Below are 17,194 nucleotides of genomic sequence, written 5' to 3'. Positions count from 1 at the left end.
TGTTGCAGCGCAAAGACAAATTTATAAATTATGGGAAAAGTTAATAGCCAAATCCCATCTTTTTATCCTCGCCAAAGCTTGAATTTAGCTCGCGCTCTATCGTGGTTTTGAAGTCCTCAAAGGTAAAAATCCCATCATCTTTTATAGCCACTTTCAAAGCGGTATTTTTTAGCGCAAGGACGATCTGTGCGCCACTTAGGTTAAACTCAGCCAGTCTTTCTACGCTAAAGCCATCTTCAAAGCTCGCATTTTCAGGCAAAATTTTACGCCAAATGGCGAGCCTGCCGTTATAATCAGGCTTTTTAAACTCGATCTTGTAGTCAAATCTTCTAGAAAATGCCACATCAAGGCTTTGCAAGAAATTTGTCGTAGCGATCAGCACGCCCTCAAAGCGCTCGATCTGCTCTAAAAAGATATTTTGCATTTGATTGTGCATCTTCTCAGCCCCGCTTGAGCTCTCCACTCTCGTGCTTAAAAACTGATCGGCCTCGTTTAGCAAAAGCACCGGCTCGCTGCCGCTTTTTTTGCAAATTTCTTTGTAAGTGTCAAAAATTTTCCTTACATTTTGCTCGCTCTCGCCGACATATTTGCTTAAAATTTTTGAGCAGTCAAAGCTTAGAATTTGCTTCTTTAGGCTCTTTGCAAGCCCAACGGCACTCATCGTCTTACCAGTACCAGGCTCGCCGTAAAAGATGATCTTGGCGTCTATATTTTTCCTAGTTTTTATGCCCCAGCTACTAAGTCTAGCTAGCACTTTTTTATCGACTTGCTTTAGTATCGTGCTTAAAAGCTGCTTTGTCTTTTCGTTTAGCACGACGTCTTCTAGGCTTGTTACTGGCTCAATGAGCTCAAAAATTTCTTGCTCTTTTACTAGGCTTTCGATCTTGATTTTTTTGCTGTTTTTGTCATTTTTTGGGTGCATTATGCTTTGCAAAATTTCTTCGTTTATAAAAAAGCTCTTGCTTACGTTGCCATAAGCGTTTAAAACCTCGTCGTAGTCGATTAGTGCGCCCTCGATGAGCCTTGAGCCGTCCTCTAAAAGTGTGCGATTTTTGATGCGTTCAAGCTCATCTTTGCTTATTAGCCCAACTAGCGTGTTTAGGTCGCGACCATTTTCAAAATCACCCGCATACTCCTCTTTTAAAAGGGCTAAAAATATGATCTGCTCTTTTTCATCAAGCGAATTTTCTTTAAAAATTTGCTCTATCTTTAGGCTGATCTTGCTTAGTTTTACACGCTCATTTATGCGCTTTGTTAGCTCAGAAATTTGCTCGTTTATGCGCTTTTTAGCGTCATTTGAGCCACCTTCAAATATCGCAGCCTTTGAGTAAAGCTCTATCTTTAAAAACTGATCTTTTAAATACTCCAAATGATCTTCATAAGGTGCAAGCTCTGGTAAATTTATATCAGCGTTGCCATCTTCTAGAATTTTTAAAAACGTGCTTGAGAGTGAAATTTCAGAGTGAAGTAGCGAGAGTAGCCCTTGGCTTGAGCTTTTTTGCGAGTTCTCTGGCATTTTAAAAAGGCCGTAGTTTTGCACTATCCAGCCACTATCTAGCAAATTTTTTATAAATTTAAGGTACAAAAGCTGCTTCTCATTTTGCGTGCCAAAAACAGCTCCAAGTAGCTCAAAAACGCTCATGCTAGCTGTGCCTTGCACGTAGGCTTTGCTTAGATATTTTAAAATTTCTCCCTCTTCATCGCCACACTTTATAAGCTCGTAAATTTTACTTTTTTTGAGATCTTGGTTTAGAAAATCAAGCAAATACTTCACTAAATTTTATCCTTTATCTGCTCTTTTAGTACACGTTTTAGCACCTTGCCAGTCGCGTTTCTAGGCAGCTCCTCGGCAAAATAAATGCTTTTTGGAATTTTGAAATTTGCTAAATTTTTCTTTAGATGCTCTCTAACCGTCTTTTCATCAAGATCCATGCCATCTTTTACTTGTATGAAAGCTACGACCTCTTCGTCTGCGTGCACGTCTTTTACGCCAATTACTGCTGCAGCCTCGACGGCTTCAAGCTTATAGATCACCTCTTCGATCTCGCGCGGATAGATGTTTATGCCCTTTGATATGATGAGGTCTTTTTTGCGATCAACGATGTAGATAAAGCCCTCTTCATCTATCTTACCAAGATCCCCAGTCTTTAGCCAGCCATTTATGATGGTCTCATCTGTCACGCCTGGCATGCCGTAGTAGCCTTGCATGACGCAGTCGCCTTTTACGATGATCTCGCCTATCTGCCCGACTGGAAGCTCCATCATCTCATCATCTACGATCTTGACCTCATAGCCATTTAGCGCAGGGCCTACGCTTAGAAGCTTTTGCTTGTCAAATAAATTTGCCGCTACGACTGGCGAGCATTCGCTAAGGCCGTATCCTTCAACGAGCGTTGCACGTGGGAATTTCACTCTAAAATCATCGATCGTTTGCTTAGCAAGCGGAGCAGCGCCACTTACAAATAGCCTTATGCGGTTAAACCATCTAAAATACCAAGGAATTTTTGCCTTGCCGATGGCTGTATAGATGGCTGGGATACCCAAAAATACAGTTACTCTTTTAAGCAGCGTCTGCTTTAGCACATTTGAAAATGGAAAGACCGATCTTACAAGCACCATCGAAGCGCCCGCATATATCGGTAAAAGCACCATCGCTGTGAGCGTAAAGCTATGAAACATCGGCAAAAATACGATAAATCTATCGCTTTTTTTAACCTTAAAACGCTCGTGAGCGCCGATGACGTTTGAGAAGATATTTTTGTAGCTTATCATCGCACCCTTTGGCTTGCCTGTGGTGCCTGAGGTGTAGATGATGTGCATGAGATCGTCTATTTTAGGGTATTTTGTGATGCTTAGAGTGTATTTGTGATTTAGCGCTTCGCTGAAATTTACATTTTTTACAACGCCATTATTTTCATAGCCCTTGCTCATATCCTCTTTTGAAATTTGTGGTGTAGAAGAGAGATAAGCACTCTCGCCATACTCCTCATCAACGCTTACATAGTCGTCTTTTGAGGCGCTTTGAAGCTTTTTAGGCGTTTGACCGATCCAGATTATCTTTCTTAAAATTTCAAGCTCGCTAAGTGCGATTAGCTCCTTTGCAAGAGAGCTGGAGGCAAAGAGCACCCTTGCGCCGCAGTCGTTTAAGATATACTCAAACTCATTTGTCTTTAAAAAGGTGTTCATCGGCACTGCGACCGCTCCGATAGCCGTGATAGCAAGGTATGAGATGATAAATTCTTTCGAATTTGCCACCGCCATAGCCACTTTGTCGCCAAAATTTACTCCACAAAGCTGCAAGTAAGCTGCCACTTTATCGACGTTTTGCTTTATTTCGTGGTATTTTAGCTTCTCTTTTTCATCAAAGATCGCTATCTGGTTTGGACTCTGCTTTGCTACTTTGGTCAAAATTTCATAAAAATTATTATAAGAGTATTGCATTTTTAGCCCTAGAAAGAGTATTTAAATGTCATTGCAGCTATCTGAATACTACTTGTATCAAATTCGCCAGACATTGAGCCAGTACCATTTTTTATACCTGTCGCACGCTTTTTGTCTCGGTGCTGATAGAGATAGCCTAGTCCTAGCTCTAAATTTGGCGTAAATTTATAGTTTGCCCCAAACGAATATGCCTGAGAGGTGGTGTTTGGAAGCTCTAAGCCAGTGTGTTCGCTGCTAGTGATATCCTCATCGTATGAAAAGCCAGCCATTAGCCTAAGTTTTTCATTTACGTCGTATGCAAGGCCTATCCTATATGTGTTTGTATCTTTTGCATTTTTAACGACTGGATCGTCCATAAACATTTTAAAAGCAGGGTGGTGTGAATGAATAGCCGTCTTATCGTCATATTCAAAGTCATAATCTTTAAATTTAGACCAGTAAGTCCTCTCGAAAGCTAGCAAAAGGGTAAAGTCGCTAAATTTATATCCAGCAGCAAGCACTAGCTGAGCAGGCAAAGGGATCTCAACTCTTGTTTTGCCATGATAGCTTATATCTGCTAGCGGCACGTTAAAATCAGCATCGGCACTACCTTTAAGCTCTAAATTTACCTTCGAGCGGTAAGTGACTGCAAAGCTTAGATCCTCGATAGGTCTATATGTAAGAGCGACGTTGTAGCCGTAGTTTATGCCATCACCTTGTATCTCTCTGTAGCCAAAGCGTCCAAAGTCGCTTGCTATCTTACCCTTGCTATAAACACCTCTAGCGCCCAGAGCAATGGCAAGTTTGTCATTTATGCGGTAAGCCACGGTTGGATTTAGCTCGACAACTTGTAGTTTAAACCTCTTGCCAGTAAAAGCAGTCTCTGGATCCTCCCACGAGATGCCAACAGCAGCAGGCACGGCAAGGGCTAGTCCAAATCTCCAGTTTTCATAAATTTCTGGCGTTACAAAGCTAAATGTGCCAGCTAGTGAGTCAAATTTCTCTGAGCTGTAGCTCTTGCCACCATCGCTTTTAAAGTCGATGGAATTTATATGAAACCAACCAAGCGTGCTTTCAAAATGGTGAAGCCCATCTAAAAACATCATATTTGCAGGGTTAAAATAAGCCGCATCAGCCCCAAAACTAAAGGCTACGTTGCTAGCAGCAAGCCCTAAAGAGTCAGCACTTTGCTCAGGGACCTTGTAACCCCCAGCATTTAATAAAGAACACGTCGCAACAATGCTTAAAAGCACTCTTTTCATAGCTTTTCCTTTTCTAGGTTTCTTAAAATTTTGATCTCATCTTCCCAAATACTCTCATCGATCGTCTCTAAAATCAAGGGAATTTCGCCTATTTTATCATCATTTATTATATTTTCAAAAGCGCCAAGCCCAAGCTCGCCCTTGCCAAGGCTCTCATGCCTATCTTTTTTTGAGCCAAGCCCAAATTTAGCGTCATTTAGGTGCATGCCAGATAGAAATTTATAGCCGATAATCGCGTCAAATTCGCTCATCGTCTTAGCGTAAGCCTCTTTGCTTCTTAGATCGTACCCAGCGGCAAATGCGTGACAAGTGTCGATGCAAATGCCAACTCTGCTCTCATCGTCTGCTCGCTCGATCAAATACGCCAGTTGCGTAAAGTCAAAGCCTAAATTTGAGCCTTGTGCGGCCGTATTTTCTATTACAAGCTTCACGCCACTTGTTCGTTTTAGCGCTTCGTTTATGCATCTAGCGATGTTATCTAGGCACTCATTTTGGCTTATTTGTTTTAGGTGTGAGCCTGGGTGAAAATTTAAAAGCTTTAGTCCAAGCTTGCTAGCTCGCTCTATCTCGTCGATAAAGGCTTCAAGGGACTTAGCTCTTGCCTCTTTTTCTGGATGGCCTAAATTTATGAGGTAGCTTGCATGTGGCAAGACGTGATCGGCGCTTATACCAGAGGCTTTTAAATTTGCTTTAAACTGCTCTATCTCGCCCTCGCATAGCTCTTTTGCGCTCCATTGGCGCTGATTTTTTGTAAAAAGTGCAAAGGCATTTGCTCCTATTTTTGCAGCGTTTATCGGTGCGTTAGATACGCCTCCAGCCGCGCTTACGTGAGCTCCAATGTATCTCATTTTAACTCTTTTATTATCACTTTTATTTTATTTTTGCTATCGATAAATTTGACGTAGTTATCGCAAACTTCGTATTTTATAAAATAAGAACTTAGATCTTGTCTAAAGCCGCACTCTGTGGTGCTTAGATCTTTACCGTCATAAATTTTTTGTCTTTGCAAAATCTCTTCAAAAAGGCTCTCATAGTGCGGTGCTAGAAAAAATTTCTCGTTAAATTCAGTCTTTTTAAAACAAGCGCTATTTACGCAAATTTTGTCCTTTATATTGATATTTGCGGTATTGACGCCAGAGCTATAAATTTGCAAATTTAGATCATTTTTGTATGTGTGAAAAAATCCAACATCATTTATCTTTATCATCGGAGAAAATAAAGTGACCTGAAAAGCTTGCGATCTTTGCGGTGTTTTAGTCGCAACACAGCCTGAAAAAATGAGAGCAAATAATAAAACAAGTGAAAATTTCTTCAACGATTTGTCCTTTTATGTAAATTTAAGTTAAAAAGTAATATAATCCCAACTTCATAACCGACCGTGGCCCATTCGTCTAGCGGTTAGGACATCGCCCTTTCACGGCGGTAACACGAGTTCGAGTCTCGTATGGGTCACCACTTCTAAAAGACAAAATCTTATCCACATAAGCTTTAAAATCTAGTTAATCCAAATTTCAAGCTTTCTAAAAACAAATTCTTAAATTTAATTGTTGTAAAAAAGATCAAATTTCACGTCTAGTAAAATTTAAAAAGTAGGTTTTGCGCGAGTATAAAAGCAAAAAGCAGTTAAATTTAGCCTTTTAATAGGCTTTAAAGTAACTGCAAAATTTACATCTGATGCGGCTTGCCTAGTAAAAATCCCTGCGCATACGAAATTCCAAATTTCTTTATATACTCTAAAATTTCTTCGTTGCTCACAAACTCAGCCACGATCTTATAGCCTTGTCTTCTAGCAAAGCTCACGATAGTCTCAACCAAAACCCTTGCGTTTTCATCAGTTGGTAGCTTTTTGATGATCGAGCCATCTATCTTGATGTTATCTATATCAAGCTCTAAAATTCGGTAGTAGTTAGAGTAGCCAGAGCCAAAGTCATCGATCGAGATTTTACATCCATATTTTTTAGCTCTTTTTATAAATTCATTTGCCATGGCGTAGTCGCTAAGCTCTTCGCTCTCTAGCATCTCAAAGCAAACTCTACTTGGATCTGGGCAGCTTTCTAGCTTTTCGTCTAAAATTTCTCTCACACCAGGATCTGTTAGATCCGAGCTTGAAAGGTTGATAGAAAATGTATAGTCTGGATATTTTTTAACTAGATCAAAGGCTAGAGCGATCACCTTTTTTGTTATCTGAAGATAGAGTTGCGTTTTCATCGCGATCTCTAAGAACTCACCTGGGTAGCGGATCTTGCCATTTTGATCTACTATGCGCACCAAAACCTCGTAGTATTTTGCCTCTGTCTCATTTTCTTGCACGTTAAAAATTCCCTGACACTCAACTATTACCTTATCGTTTTCTAGGGCGTACTCGATGAGTTCGGTTATGAGTTGGTTTTTATAGTATCTCATCTCGATCGCGTCGTTTTCGAGATAGTAGTAGATCTCGTTGCCGCTATCACTTGCTTGTTGATTAGCTAGGATTGACTGCATTAGACGGTTTGTTTGCGGTGTGTCATTTGATAAAGATACGCCAAGAGTTATCTTGATACCAGGTAGGTTTTCAAATTTACCATCTATCTCGATGTTCATCCTGCTAAAGTTAAAATACTCTTTTATAAAGCCGATATCTCTAACGATGTCATCGCCTTGATACCAGATGTAAAACGCATCATCTTGAAATCTAAATAGCTCAGCATTTATAGAGTAGGTATCAACACAGAGTTTTAGTGTATTTGCCACCGCTTTTAACATAGCGTCAATAACCTTTGTTTGGTAGAAAAATCTTAGCATCTTGTAGTTTTTGATGCTTATGCTGATCACAATTCCATCTTTTTTCGCCTCTATCATCTCAGTCAGAGCAAAATAGTTTCCAAAGCCGGTTAGCTTGTCGATTGAGGATTGAATTTTTATCTGCTCATTTTTTTGAGTTAGCTCTTTAAGCATGCTAAGCTCTTTTGTCCTATCAAGCTTTATAGCCATGTAGCCTTCTAGCTTGCCCTCAAAGAAAAATGGCGCAAAACGCACCTTTTCATAGAGCAGTTTGCCACTTTTTGTTCTGCTTATCAGCTCATCGCTTTCCCAAGAAGTATGCTTATTTATGGCATTTCTTATCTCAGCATAAAAGCTCTCTGGGTGCATATTTGATTTTAAAATTTTAGGGCTTTTTCCGATAACGTCTTTTAGTTTATAACCAGTTTTTGCCTCAAAGGTTTTATTTACATATAAAATTTTATTGTTATTGTCACAAAAGACTATAGAGCTGTGTCCAGCATCCACTGTCGTTTTTAGAAGTTTTATCTGTTTTAACTGCTTAGCTAGTACCCTTGCTTGATAAAAAGTTAAAGCGCAAAATAACACAAAACTGATAAAACAAAGCACTTGCATTATTACTATATTTCGTATCATTATTCTGTAAGAGTCTAGGGTGTCATTTCTAAATTTTCTTAGTGTTTCTCCAAGTTTTAGATCAACAGAGTCTTGAGCTACGGCACTTAGGTTTTTTGCAAATTCAAGCGCGTAAGTTGCTTTATTTAGCACCAAGATCGCTTTTGTGTCGTTTTTGTAGGTATCTTTATACTTTTCTATCTGCTCTTTTGTTTGATTTAGCGTTTCGGGGCTGATTAGGGCTGAGCTTTTTATCGCGTGAAATATCACATTAAGCGCATCTAGCTTCTTCTCTGATGCTATTTCAAACTCACCTGATAAGATATAAGCAGCCATTGACGAGCTAGCGTAGTTTGACCTATCTACAAGCCTTTGTTTTTTTAAAAAGTCGTCGTTTATGACCTTTAAAGTTTTGGCATTTTTCTCTTGGTAAAAGACCTGTATGATTGCGTTTAGCTCATCAAGCTTGGTTAAATTTTGATCAAAACTTCTTAAATTTTTATTTACATCGTCGTAGTTTAAGCGAAGTACGTTGTTCTCTAGGGTGAAGCTTAGCTCGTTATCTAGTAAGATAAGACTTAAGATCGTATCGTTAAATTTACTAACAGCAGTAACTGCTTTATTTGCCATGTAGATGTAGGTTGAGCTAAAGAAAAAGATGATTGCTAGGACGATTAAGATGATATTTGCTTGTCTTTTATTCATTTAGTATCCTAGGTCTGCGTCCATTTAGTGTTAGCAAAAATTTATAAATTTGCCCAAGCTCTTCGCTACTTAGTGTATGGATCAGCTGATGATAGCTCACAAAGCCTATGACTTCTTTTAGATCACTAATTTCGCCACTACTTAGATATGGAGTTGTTCTTGTTACATTTCTAAGCGAAGGCACGCGCATAAGGCGCCTGCTCTCACTAGCATCCTTTAAGCCCACGTTTTGCATCAAATTTCCACCTAAATTTCTACCATTATGGCAAGCCACACAGCCTACTTTATTAAAGAGCTCAAAGCCTTTTTTTGCCTCAGCGTTTATGGAGTCATCATTGCCAGCTAGATACTCATCAAATGGCGAATCTATGCTTAAAATAGCCTTTTCAAATTCTGCCAAAGCACCTACTATATTTTCATAGTTTATGCCATCACTATATGTATCATTAAATAAAATCCCATACTCGCCTATGCTTTTTACTTTTTTTACTATCTCATCTTTATTTGAATTTAGCTCATTTCTAGAATTTATCGACTCTTTTACCTGATCTTTTAAGCTTCTTACCCTACCATCAGTAAAAAATAGAAAATTTAAAGCCGAATTTAGCACGCTAGGCGGGTTTATAACGCCCTTTTGGCTGGTGTAAGATGAGTTTGTACCACTTAAATTCCAGTATAAGTTGTGGCAAGTTTCGCATGAGTAGTTTTCAGTGGTGCTTAGTCTTTTGTCAAAAAAGAGCTTCTTACCGATGTAGGCTTGTTTTTCGTCATATTTTGATGAAAGCACTGGCTCAAATGATGAATTTGCGCTCAAAATGCAAAAAGATACTACCATCCAAAATAAAACTTTTTTCATAAAATCTCCATATTCTTGAGCGTCATTATAGCGGAATTATTTTTCATAACTACCAAATCGGCTAATTTGTAAAAAATTTAGCTTTTATTTGCATTTTGAAAAAAATGTTGTATAATCCGCCAAATTTTTAATTTCAAGGAGGAAACCATGAAAAAAGGTTTTACAATGATCGAGTTGATCTTCGTGATCGTGATTTTAGGCATATTAGCCGCAGTCGCTATACCAAGACTAGCTGCAACAAGGGATGATGCAGAAGTTGCTAAAGCTGCTACAAACTTATCTACTTTGCTAAGCGATGTTGGTGCATATTATACTTCTCAAGGCAAATTTGCTGACAACTTATCAGAAATGACAAATGTGCCTTTAACTAGTACCAATGAGTTATTAGCAGCTGGCAAAAAATGCTTGAAAGTTACTTTAACGAGCTACAATGCAACGACAAATAAACCTGCAAACGTAAAAGTAGAAAAAGGTGACGATAAGGCACAAAGTATTTGCACTGCGATTTATAAAAATAGCGGTGTAGATAAACTGCTTACAAATAAATTTAAATGGAGTGGTTTAGCTGCTAATGCACAAGCTGGCACAGCTCCTTCAGAACAAACTAGTGATGCTGGCGAGTACCCAGTTAGTGGTCTTAGCGTAGCGTTCTAATTTTTCAAATTCAAACTTCTTGGCAAGGAATTTCCTTGCCACTCTTCTTTAACTTAATTTCAAAATTTATCTTTCATTTATAAAAATTCTAGTTATAATCTCGCAACTTCAAATTCAAGGATGAAGTAATGAAAAAAGCTTTTACTATGATAGAGCTCATCTTTGTAATAGTTGTTATTGGCGTATTAGCAGCTATTGCTATCCCAAGGATCAGCGCCACAAGAGATGATGCGGTCTTAGTAAAGACTATGGCGGAGATTAGAACCGCTATCGAAGAGATAAATGCCTACTATATATCACAAGGCAAACTAGCCCTTGATACTACAAACAATAAAGTTAAATTTAAAGAGATGACAAATGCTGGGGTCGTGGATAGCTCTGGCGATCTTGGCATTTTTGCTAAAAATGAAAGGTGCATTTCATTAAAATTCTTTGCTGCAGACCAAAGCTGTTTAGGAGTAGATATCAGTGAGCAAGGCCTATGCAAAAAACTTTGGGAAGCTCCAGAATTTAAGCGCTTTAGCCAGACCATGATAAGGCCAGCACAAGGAGCATTGCCAGCTCATATCAGCTTTAGCGCTGTTCGCATCGTTTTTTAGCTAGATATTTTATCAAAAGTTTTAAAGTCTGAAATTTACACTTAATTCTTGAAATTTTATAAAAATAAAGTCCAAAACTAATTTTTTCTTGACAACAATAGCATTTTTAGATAGAATGCGACTTTTTAATGAGGTAGTGGCATAAACTTACAAACACGACTCAGGCGGGGTGTAGCGCAGTCTGGTTAGCGCATCTGGTTTGGGACCAGAGGGCCGAAGGTTCGAATCCTTTCACCCCGACCATGTTAAATGGTGAGTGTAGCTCAGTCGGTTAGAGCATCAGATTGTGGTCCTGAGGGTCGTGGGTTCGATTCCCATCACTCACCCCATTTTGGGCGCTCGTAGCTCAATTGGATAGAGCGACAGACTTCGGATCTGTAGGTTATGGGTTCGACTCCTATCGGGCGCGCCACTTGAAAGACTTTATGCGCTCATAGCTCAGCTGGATAGAGCAACGGCCTTCTAAGCCGTAGGCCTCAGGTTCGAATCCTGATGGGCGTACCACTTATTATTGTTGTGCGGATGTGGTGAAATTGGCAGACACGCCAGACTTAGGATCTGGTGCCCCACGGCGTGGAGGTTCAAGTCCTCTCATCCGCACCATCCAAAACTCCATAAAATACTATATTTCAAGATTTAAGGTTTTAAAAGGTAGCCCAAGTTTCTTATTTTTTAATTTATTTAATATTCTAGAACATTCTATATTAGTCTGTTTTATCATTGGATATTTTGCTTTGACAGGTTATACCTAGATACTATTTTTATCATTGTGGCTATGGTACTTAGGCATTGCAAAGTATAATGCTTAATTCCAGCAATATTTAAGAGCGCCAAAAACAAACTATAGTTTAATCAAGGCAAACAAAAATACATCGAGGGCCAGAATGGTAAAAGTGGCGTGGGGTAATAACTTTAAGGCATTTGGAGAAAAGTTGTAGAAATTTTTGTATAAGCCGATAGTTTTAGTATTTGGCTTCAATAGATCAGGAAAATCAAACTTTTTGTATCATGGGCGTTACGCCTAAGTCATATCTGTTTATCAGCTCAAGAGTTTTTCTTGTATAATTTAGCTTTAACCTTTCATGGATATATGGATTAGTTATGTAAACTAAGTCAATTGTGCATTTTTTGCTTTTTGTAAAATGCGCCTTACTATCCTACTTCTGCTATTTTGACTTGCAATTTTTTTGATGAGCCTTAAGCTTTTTGTCGCCCAGTCATAATGGCTCGGAGCGGCGCTTACGAAGTATGATCCAAGAGTTTTGCTCCTGACCCATCTATATACGTTTTTTGAAAACAGCTCTTTGTTTGTAAATTTTTTAACTAACCCCAAAATATCTTTATGCTATTTATGAAGCATCTTAGTTGCTTCTGTAAGGGAGGTTTTTGATGCTTCTTCAAAAATTTCACATTCATATCTTCATAAGTTTTCCAGTTATTGGCTTGGGTAAAAATGGTTTTTCTTTCCACATCATTATCGAATTTATTTTCTAATGCGGACTGAACTATATCTTTAAAAGTCTTGCTTTTTGAATAAAACCTTTAGAAACATCAACTCTATATTTTGGTCTAAATTGATCTATTTGAACAGCAATAATATCTACATCGCTATGCTTTCTAACATTAGTATTGTTTACATAATATCCTTGTAAAAATATTTTAACCTCATAATCATAATCACTCTTCATCATCACTTCAAATGAAGGTGTCTCACTATACTTTTTTGAATAGAAGTCCTTTCATTAAATTCGGTAGTTTTTAATGCATCAACCACCATTCTTATAGCATTTTTGCATTGATTTTCCTCTGTTTCACTCAAAGGTTTTTGTATATTTTCTTAATTGTTCTTCTGTGAATATCATTTACTACTAACCCTCCTTTGATACCGTCATTTAGCATCTATTCAAACTCAATCTCTTCATTAACTTTTTGGTGAACATCTACTCTATTAACAATATCAATTACATTCACTAGCCAACCATTTAATGTACAACTTCTGATAAATTCATCAATTCTATTAACTCCATTCATTTCTTTGAGTGTTACAACAACACCAAACCTAACCCCTACGCCATCTTGGGGAGATAATCTATTATTTGTCTTTACTTCCATACCCCAGTTTTTATTTTTATAAGAGTCTTTTGGTATCATTCTTTTTGTAGCACTCTCTGCGATATACTTTACATTATCCCATTTTCTAAACTGCTTTCTAGCTTCACCTTCCAAAAGATAATTTCTTTCTCCATCTAATGTGTCTTCTGTATTCTGTTTATCGCCCTTAATATCCTTGATTTTTTTATCATCTCCTATTCGACCAAAATGCAAATTCAATTCTGTATTTGTATAGTCAACGCCTTGTAATCTATCACACAATGGAAAATAACACATCGTAGCTTTCGCAATATATGGATACTTATTATCCTTTAGAGGAACTGGAAAATCGTAGTTATAAGTATTCCATTTTTCGCTAATGTCTGATACTACAAATTTTATTTCATCATCTTTTGTTTGAATGATGTCATTTATATGAATTGGTACAACTCCATGCCCATATAAGGCAACTTCTTCAGGAGTTGGTTTTTCATCCCAACCTCTTGCAGCATCAATAATCATGGCTTTTGCAACTTCTCTATTAAGTCCTAACACATCAATTAAATAAGATAATTTCCTCGCAATCCAAGGTGCAGCATAAGAAGTACCAGCAGCACTCGTGGCCCCTAAAGGTTCACAAACCCTAATATACTCTTCCTCGCTGCCACCATAATAACTTACATCAGGCTTTGCAAAGAAAGATAACACTAATCCTTTACGAGTATATTTAGTAGACAGACCATTCTTACTAACTGAATTTACAACTATGCTATTAATAGAATCTGCCGGAGAGCCTATTTTTACTATATCTGCACTTGGTTTATTTGTTCCCGCCACAACAAATATTACATTGTTTTCAAACTGAATTTTATCTAATGTTGCAGCTTCAGCAGAAATAAAGTTGTCATTAATTTCCTGATTACTACCAAGTGAAATGTTCCATACTTTTATATCTGTATTATTTGCTACAATGCTCTTTATTTTTTTTATTATAGAGAAAGAAGAAAATTCAGCACCAACAGCTACTCCGAAATGTCTAACTTTGAACCTTCCACAACCATCATCTAACCAAGGATTTAATCTTGCTCCATCAACAATAATGGAAGATACTGCTGTCCCATGATTATAATCTTTTGGATTTTTTGGTATATCTTCTGAGACCATATCATAATACTCAACCCAGTCGCTAAAATAAACTCTTTGATCAAACAAAGTATCTATTACTCCAATTGTCGGTTCAATAGTTGGAGATGGTATGGTTACTATTTTTGTTTGATATTCATTTATAAAATCATCTGGTGATAAACTTGATAAATCAACGGTTGCCATTGAAACAAGATATGGTGCTTTTTCAAAAAGTACTTCCACTTGCTTTTCATCTAAGTAAACCGTTTGATTATCTAAAATTCTACTACTTAAAATATCTATCCCTAATATTTCAAATAATGACTTTGTGTCCTTTTTTACATCGTAAAGAGTTATAATGCTTTGTTTGATTTCAATTGTTGGTGTTTCTACTTGAAATGAATCTATATAAGAAGCATCTGCAATCACCTGTTTGAATATGGACATATTTACAGAAAAATCTTTAAAAACTGTTGGATTAACAATATTTTTATCTTCAAATATATTCCTACTGATCTTACCTGCAAATTTTTTAGACAATATATTTGAAGAATCTGTAATCAACTCTATGCTTTTAGTTAAATTATGCTCATCAAGAAAATATGTGATGATGTGTTTATTCTTATCTCTATTAAATTTTGCTCCAACAATTGCTTCATTAGAATTCGTCCCTTTAAAAATTCCAGCAATTCTATTACTTTTAGCAACAATCTTGTTGTAGTAAACACTAACCAAAATACCTTCAAACGGCTTTGTTTCATTATCCCAGAATTCTTTAATCTGGATTAGCTGAGATCTCAATCTTGATAAATGTTCTGTACTGACTTCCACCTGTCCATTCATGGCTATACCACCGCCATTACCATTTCTACGTGCTTGTACAAAGCGTTTCCCTTTTAATTCCAAGACATTATTCACTATCTATTTCCTCCTTCTTTAACTTTCTTGATACAGCACTTTTAGACTCCCCTTTTAATTTTTCTATTTCTCTTACCGTAAACCCTTCTTCATGAAGTTGGTTTATATCCTTTTGTTCCAAGTTTCCTATCAGGCTATTGTATAATCTTTTCAAATAATCATACTCAGAACCAATATCACTAAATGCAAGTGATGTTTTTATAATATTTTTTAACTCTCCTGGATAAGGTATTTTCTTTGCTGTCTTCAATATTTTTTTAAATAATCTTGTGTCCTTGGATATTCCTTTAAAATTCTTGATAAATGAAGAAAAATAATATTCAGCAACTTCTATTAAATCCTCATCACTGTACCTATTGAAATTAATAACAGCATCAAATCTCCTAATTAATGCTTTATCAAAATTTGAATATAGATTAGTTGTTGCAATAAGTACAATTTCTTTATTAAGGTCTGTCAATCTATCTAATTCTCTTAAAATTGTAGATGTTACTCTTCCCATCTCCCTAATATCATTAGAATTAATTCTATCCAACGCAATAACATCGATTTCATCAAATAAAACTACAACCTTATTCGCATTTGGAAGAATATTTATTTCTCTAAATACTTCTATTATATTTTTATTAGTCTGTCCCAACTTGCTATCTATTAAGTTTTCAAAATCCACCCTAAAAAGAGAGCGATTCAACAATTTTGCAACATTTTTGGCTGCTTCTGTTTTTCCACTTCCCGGTAATCCTTCAAATAAAAATTTATTAATACTCACATTATGGTTTACAGCGTTAATAATGCCTTTTATGTCTTCTGTTATTTCAAGTGGTAAATTTAAAGCCTCTAAATTTCTTATTTCTACTTGTTTTAAAAACTCACTTTCAAAATCACTACTTTGTGGTGAATATAAATTTGATTCAGATATTAACCCCATAATATATTCAGATAGCTGATAATCTCCTATACTATCAAAATATCTTGCTATTACTATTGCTTCATTTCTAAACGAATTTTCATTCCTTTCCGCATGGTATTTTATTAAATTCAAAACATTTTGTTTTTTCATATTGCCATACCTCCTATTTTCTTTAATTATTATTATATCACAAACCGGGACAAATTTCTATATTTATGGGACAAATATTTAAACTTTTTAATTTCTGCATCAAAGGCTATATTGGCGATCCTCCATGAATTAAAAAGAGCCGGTGCAGTCCTAAGACCATACCGATCATCATCTTATCTTTCTGTTTTTTTGGCTTTTTACTCTCTTTAGGCTTTTACTTATATTCCGCCTGATATTTCTCAATAGCTCCAAGAACGGATTCTTTCTCTTTTTCTGTCTTTTCATCTATTCCTTTACTTTTAACAGCTTTGAAGAAAGTATCCTGATATTACTATGTTCCTTGCTGTTATCATCAATGGAAGTTCTGATTTTTAACAAAACCCCTTGCTTAAAATCCTTTGGAAGATTACCCTTTTCCTCGTATGCAGAATGATTATGGCATGCCTTATTTACTTTATCGTCTTTAGATACCACAGGGAAATTTACTACCTTAAAGGCTTCTTCGTTCCTGTTTTCTCTCTCAACGACATCAACCTTTCTTACCAATATTTCCAATGATATTGACAAGATTATCTTTCTCCTTTTGAACATAAGGTAGGTCTTTTATCTGTCTCTGTTCCCTTAATTCTTCAATCATATAGTCAAATTCTCATGCAACATTGTCTATATAAGCCCAATAGAGCTTATCCAGAGCACTTTCGTCGTTGATACCTTTTTCCATGCTGATAACCGCCTTAACAAAGCCCTTCTGGTTATTACTTACCATATCTTAAATTTTTATCTCTCATTGTTTTGTAATCAATGTTTTTATATCTATTCATCGTAAAAGGGAGGTTTTCCTCCCCTTATCTTAAAAAATCCCTTGTCTTATTGCATTAGTTTGTTCTTAATAGGATTAATAGCGCGAGTCAAGTGGCCTTTTTATATAGATATTTAAGCTTATGGATATATATATATCCATAAGAACTTGGGATGGTTAATAGGTTAATTAATGATATCCTAGCAAAGCACAGCGACGACAGGATCGCCTTTTTAGACGAGCACATTTACAAAAAGCAGCTCTGGACGCACCAGCCACTAAGTGACTTTTGGCGTATCGGTAAGCAAACTAGGCTAAAGCTCGAAA

Annotated in this window: 14 protein-coding genes and 6 tRNA genes; 8 read left to right on the top strand and 12 right to left on the bottom strand. The window is 36.8% G+C overall.

The genetic code is table 11. The features are described from left to right. Window positions 1-40: 40 nt before the first annotated feature. The 5 genes from CYP26_RS00735 to CYP26_RS00715 are packed head-to-tail and all read right to left on the bottom strand — an operon-like array spanning window position 41 to window position 5,997. Window positions 41-1,774, bottom strand: coding sequence for an ATP-binding protein (locus tag CYP26_RS00735; protein ID WP_103630001.1), 1,734 nt, complete (start codon window positions 1,772-1,774; stop codon window positions 41-43). Then, entirely contained in the window at window positions 1,774-3,441 is a 1,668-nt protein-coding gene (locus tag CYP26_RS00730; protein ID WP_103614075.1) for a fatty acid--CoA ligase, read from the bottom strand. The genes CYP26_RS00735 and CYP26_RS00730 overlap by 1 nt, the downstream gene beginning before the upstream one ends. Window positions 3,442-3,449: 8 nt before the next feature. After that, window positions 3,450-4,682, bottom strand: coding sequence for an OmpP1/FadL family transporter (locus CYP26_RS00725; protein ID WP_103630000.1), 1,233 nt, complete (start codon window positions 4,680-4,682; stop codon window positions 3,450-3,452). Beyond that, the gene (nfo, locus tag CYP26_RS00720; RefSeq protein ID WP_103629999.1) at window positions 4,679-5,530 is read right to left on the bottom strand and encodes a deoxyribonuclease IV; all 852 of its coding nucleotides are present in this window, start codon (window positions 5,528-5,530) and stop codon (window positions 4,679-4,681) included. Before nfo ends, CYP26_RS00725 begins: the two co-directional genes overlap by 4 nt. Beyond that, window positions 5,527-5,997 (bottom strand): hypothetical protein, encoded by a 471-nt coding sequence (locus tag CYP26_RS00715; protein WP_103574123.1) that lies wholly within the window; start codon window positions 5,995-5,997, stop codon window positions 5,527-5,529. Before CYP26_RS00715 ends, nfo begins: the two co-directional genes overlap by 4 nt. 65 nt (window positions 5,998-6,062) lie before the next feature. Between CYP26_RS00715 and CYP26_RS00710 the strand changes: the two genes are divergently transcribed. After that, window positions 6,063-6,137 (top strand) — tRNA-Glu (locus CYP26_RS00710). Between the two features lie 210 nt (window positions 6,138-6,347). Here the strand turns inward: CYP26_RS00710 and CYP26_RS00705 are convergent. Both CYP26_RS00705 and CYP26_RS00700 read right to left on the bottom strand, forming a co-directional pair. Continuing rightward, the gene (locus tag CYP26_RS00705; protein WP_103629998.1) at window positions 6,348-8,765 is read right to left on the bottom strand and encodes a bifunctional diguanylate cyclase/phosphodiesterase; all 2,418 of its coding nucleotides are present in this window, start codon (window positions 8,763-8,765) and stop codon (window positions 6,348-6,350) included. Further along, a complete protein-coding gene (locus CYP26_RS00700; RefSeq protein WP_103629997.1) occupies window positions 8,758-9,621 on the bottom strand; it encodes a cytochrome-c peroxidase in 864 nt (287 codons plus the stop codon). The genes CYP26_RS00705 and CYP26_RS00700 overlap by 8 nt, the downstream gene beginning before the upstream one ends. 165 nt (window positions 9,622-9,786) lie before the next feature. On the opposite strand from CYP26_RS00700, the gene CYP26_RS00695 reads away from it, so the two are divergent. The 7 genes from CYP26_RS00695 to CYP26_RS00665 all read left to right on the top strand — a co-directional run bounded on the left by CYP26_RS00695 (window position 9,787) and on the right by CYP26_RS00665 (window position 11,477). Further along, the gene (locus tag CYP26_RS00695) at window positions 9,787-10,275 is read left to right on the top strand and encodes a type II secretion system protein (protein WP_430747070.1); all 489 of its coding nucleotides are present in this window, start codon (window positions 9,787-9,789) and stop codon (window positions 10,273-10,275) included. 128 nt (window positions 10,276-10,403) lie between these two features. Then, complete coding sequence (locus CYP26_RS00690) at window positions 10,404-10,874, top strand: prepilin-type N-terminal cleavage/methylation domain-containing protein (RefSeq protein ID WP_103629995.1); 471 nt, start codon at window positions 10,404-10,406, stop codon at window positions 10,872-10,874. A gap of 165 nt (window positions 10,875-11,039) precedes the next feature. Continuing rightward, a tRNA-Pro gene (locus CYP26_RS00685) sits at window positions 11,040-11,117 on the top strand. A gap of 9 nt (window positions 11,118-11,126) precedes the next feature. Continuing rightward, window positions 11,127-11,203 (top strand) — tRNA-His (locus CYP26_RS00680). Window positions 11,204-11,209: 6 nt separating this feature from the next. Beyond that, window positions 11,210-11,286, top strand: a tRNA-Arg gene (locus CYP26_RS00675). A 15-nt stretch (window positions 11,287-11,301) separates the two neighbouring features. Then, window positions 11,302-11,378, top strand: a tRNA-Arg gene (locus CYP26_RS00670). Window positions 11,379-11,392: 14 nt separating this feature from the next. Further along, window positions 11,393-11,477: transfer RNA gene (locus CYP26_RS00665), tRNA-Leu, on the top strand. A 505-nt stretch (window positions 11,478-11,982) separates the two neighbouring features. Here the strand turns inward: CYP26_RS00665 and CYP26_RS10370 are convergent. The 5 genes from CYP26_RS10370 to CYP26_RS10625 form a co-directional block, all read right to left on the bottom strand. Next, window positions 11,983-12,207, bottom strand: a complete 225-nt coding sequence (locus tag CYP26_RS10370; protein WP_258031352.1) for a ClbS/DfsB family four-helix bundle protein — start codon at window positions 12,205-12,207, stop codon at window positions 11,983-11,985. Window positions 12,208-12,379: 172 nt separating this feature from the next. Further along, a complete protein-coding gene (locus CYP26_RS00655; RefSeq protein ID WP_103629994.1) occupies window positions 12,380-12,562 on the bottom strand; it encodes a hypothetical protein in 183 nt (60 codons plus the stop codon). A gap of 211 nt (window positions 12,563-12,773) precedes the next feature. Next, window positions 12,774-15,008 carry a S8 family peptidase gene (locus tag CYP26_RS00650; RefSeq protein WP_103629993.1) on the bottom strand — a complete coding sequence of 745 codons (2,235 nt, stop codon included), beginning with the start codon at window positions 15,006-15,008 and terminating at the stop codon, window positions 12,774-12,776. Then, window positions 15,001-16,068, bottom strand: coding sequence for an ATP-binding protein (locus CYP26_RS00645; protein ID WP_103629992.1), 1,068 nt, complete (start codon window positions 16,066-16,068; stop codon window positions 15,001-15,003). Before CYP26_RS00645 ends, CYP26_RS00650 begins: the two co-directional genes overlap by 8 nt. Before the next feature lie 285 nt (window positions 16,069-16,353). Beyond that, window positions 16,354-16,635 carry a hypothetical protein gene (locus CYP26_RS10625; RefSeq protein WP_430747069.1) on the bottom strand — a complete coding sequence of 94 codons (282 nt, stop codon included), beginning with the start codon at window positions 16,633-16,635 and terminating at the stop codon, window positions 16,354-16,356. Window positions 16,636-17,194 lie beyond the last annotated feature (559 nt).

This window comes from Campylobacter concisus (assembly GCF_002913225.1).
In the GTDB taxonomy this organism is placed as follows: domain Bacteria; phylum Campylobacterota; class Campylobacteria; order Campylobacterales; family Campylobacteraceae; genus Campylobacter_A; species Campylobacter_A concisus_J.
The sequence above is the reverse complement of the archived record's forward strand: the minus strand, read 5'-3'. Positions and strand labels throughout refer to the sequence as shown.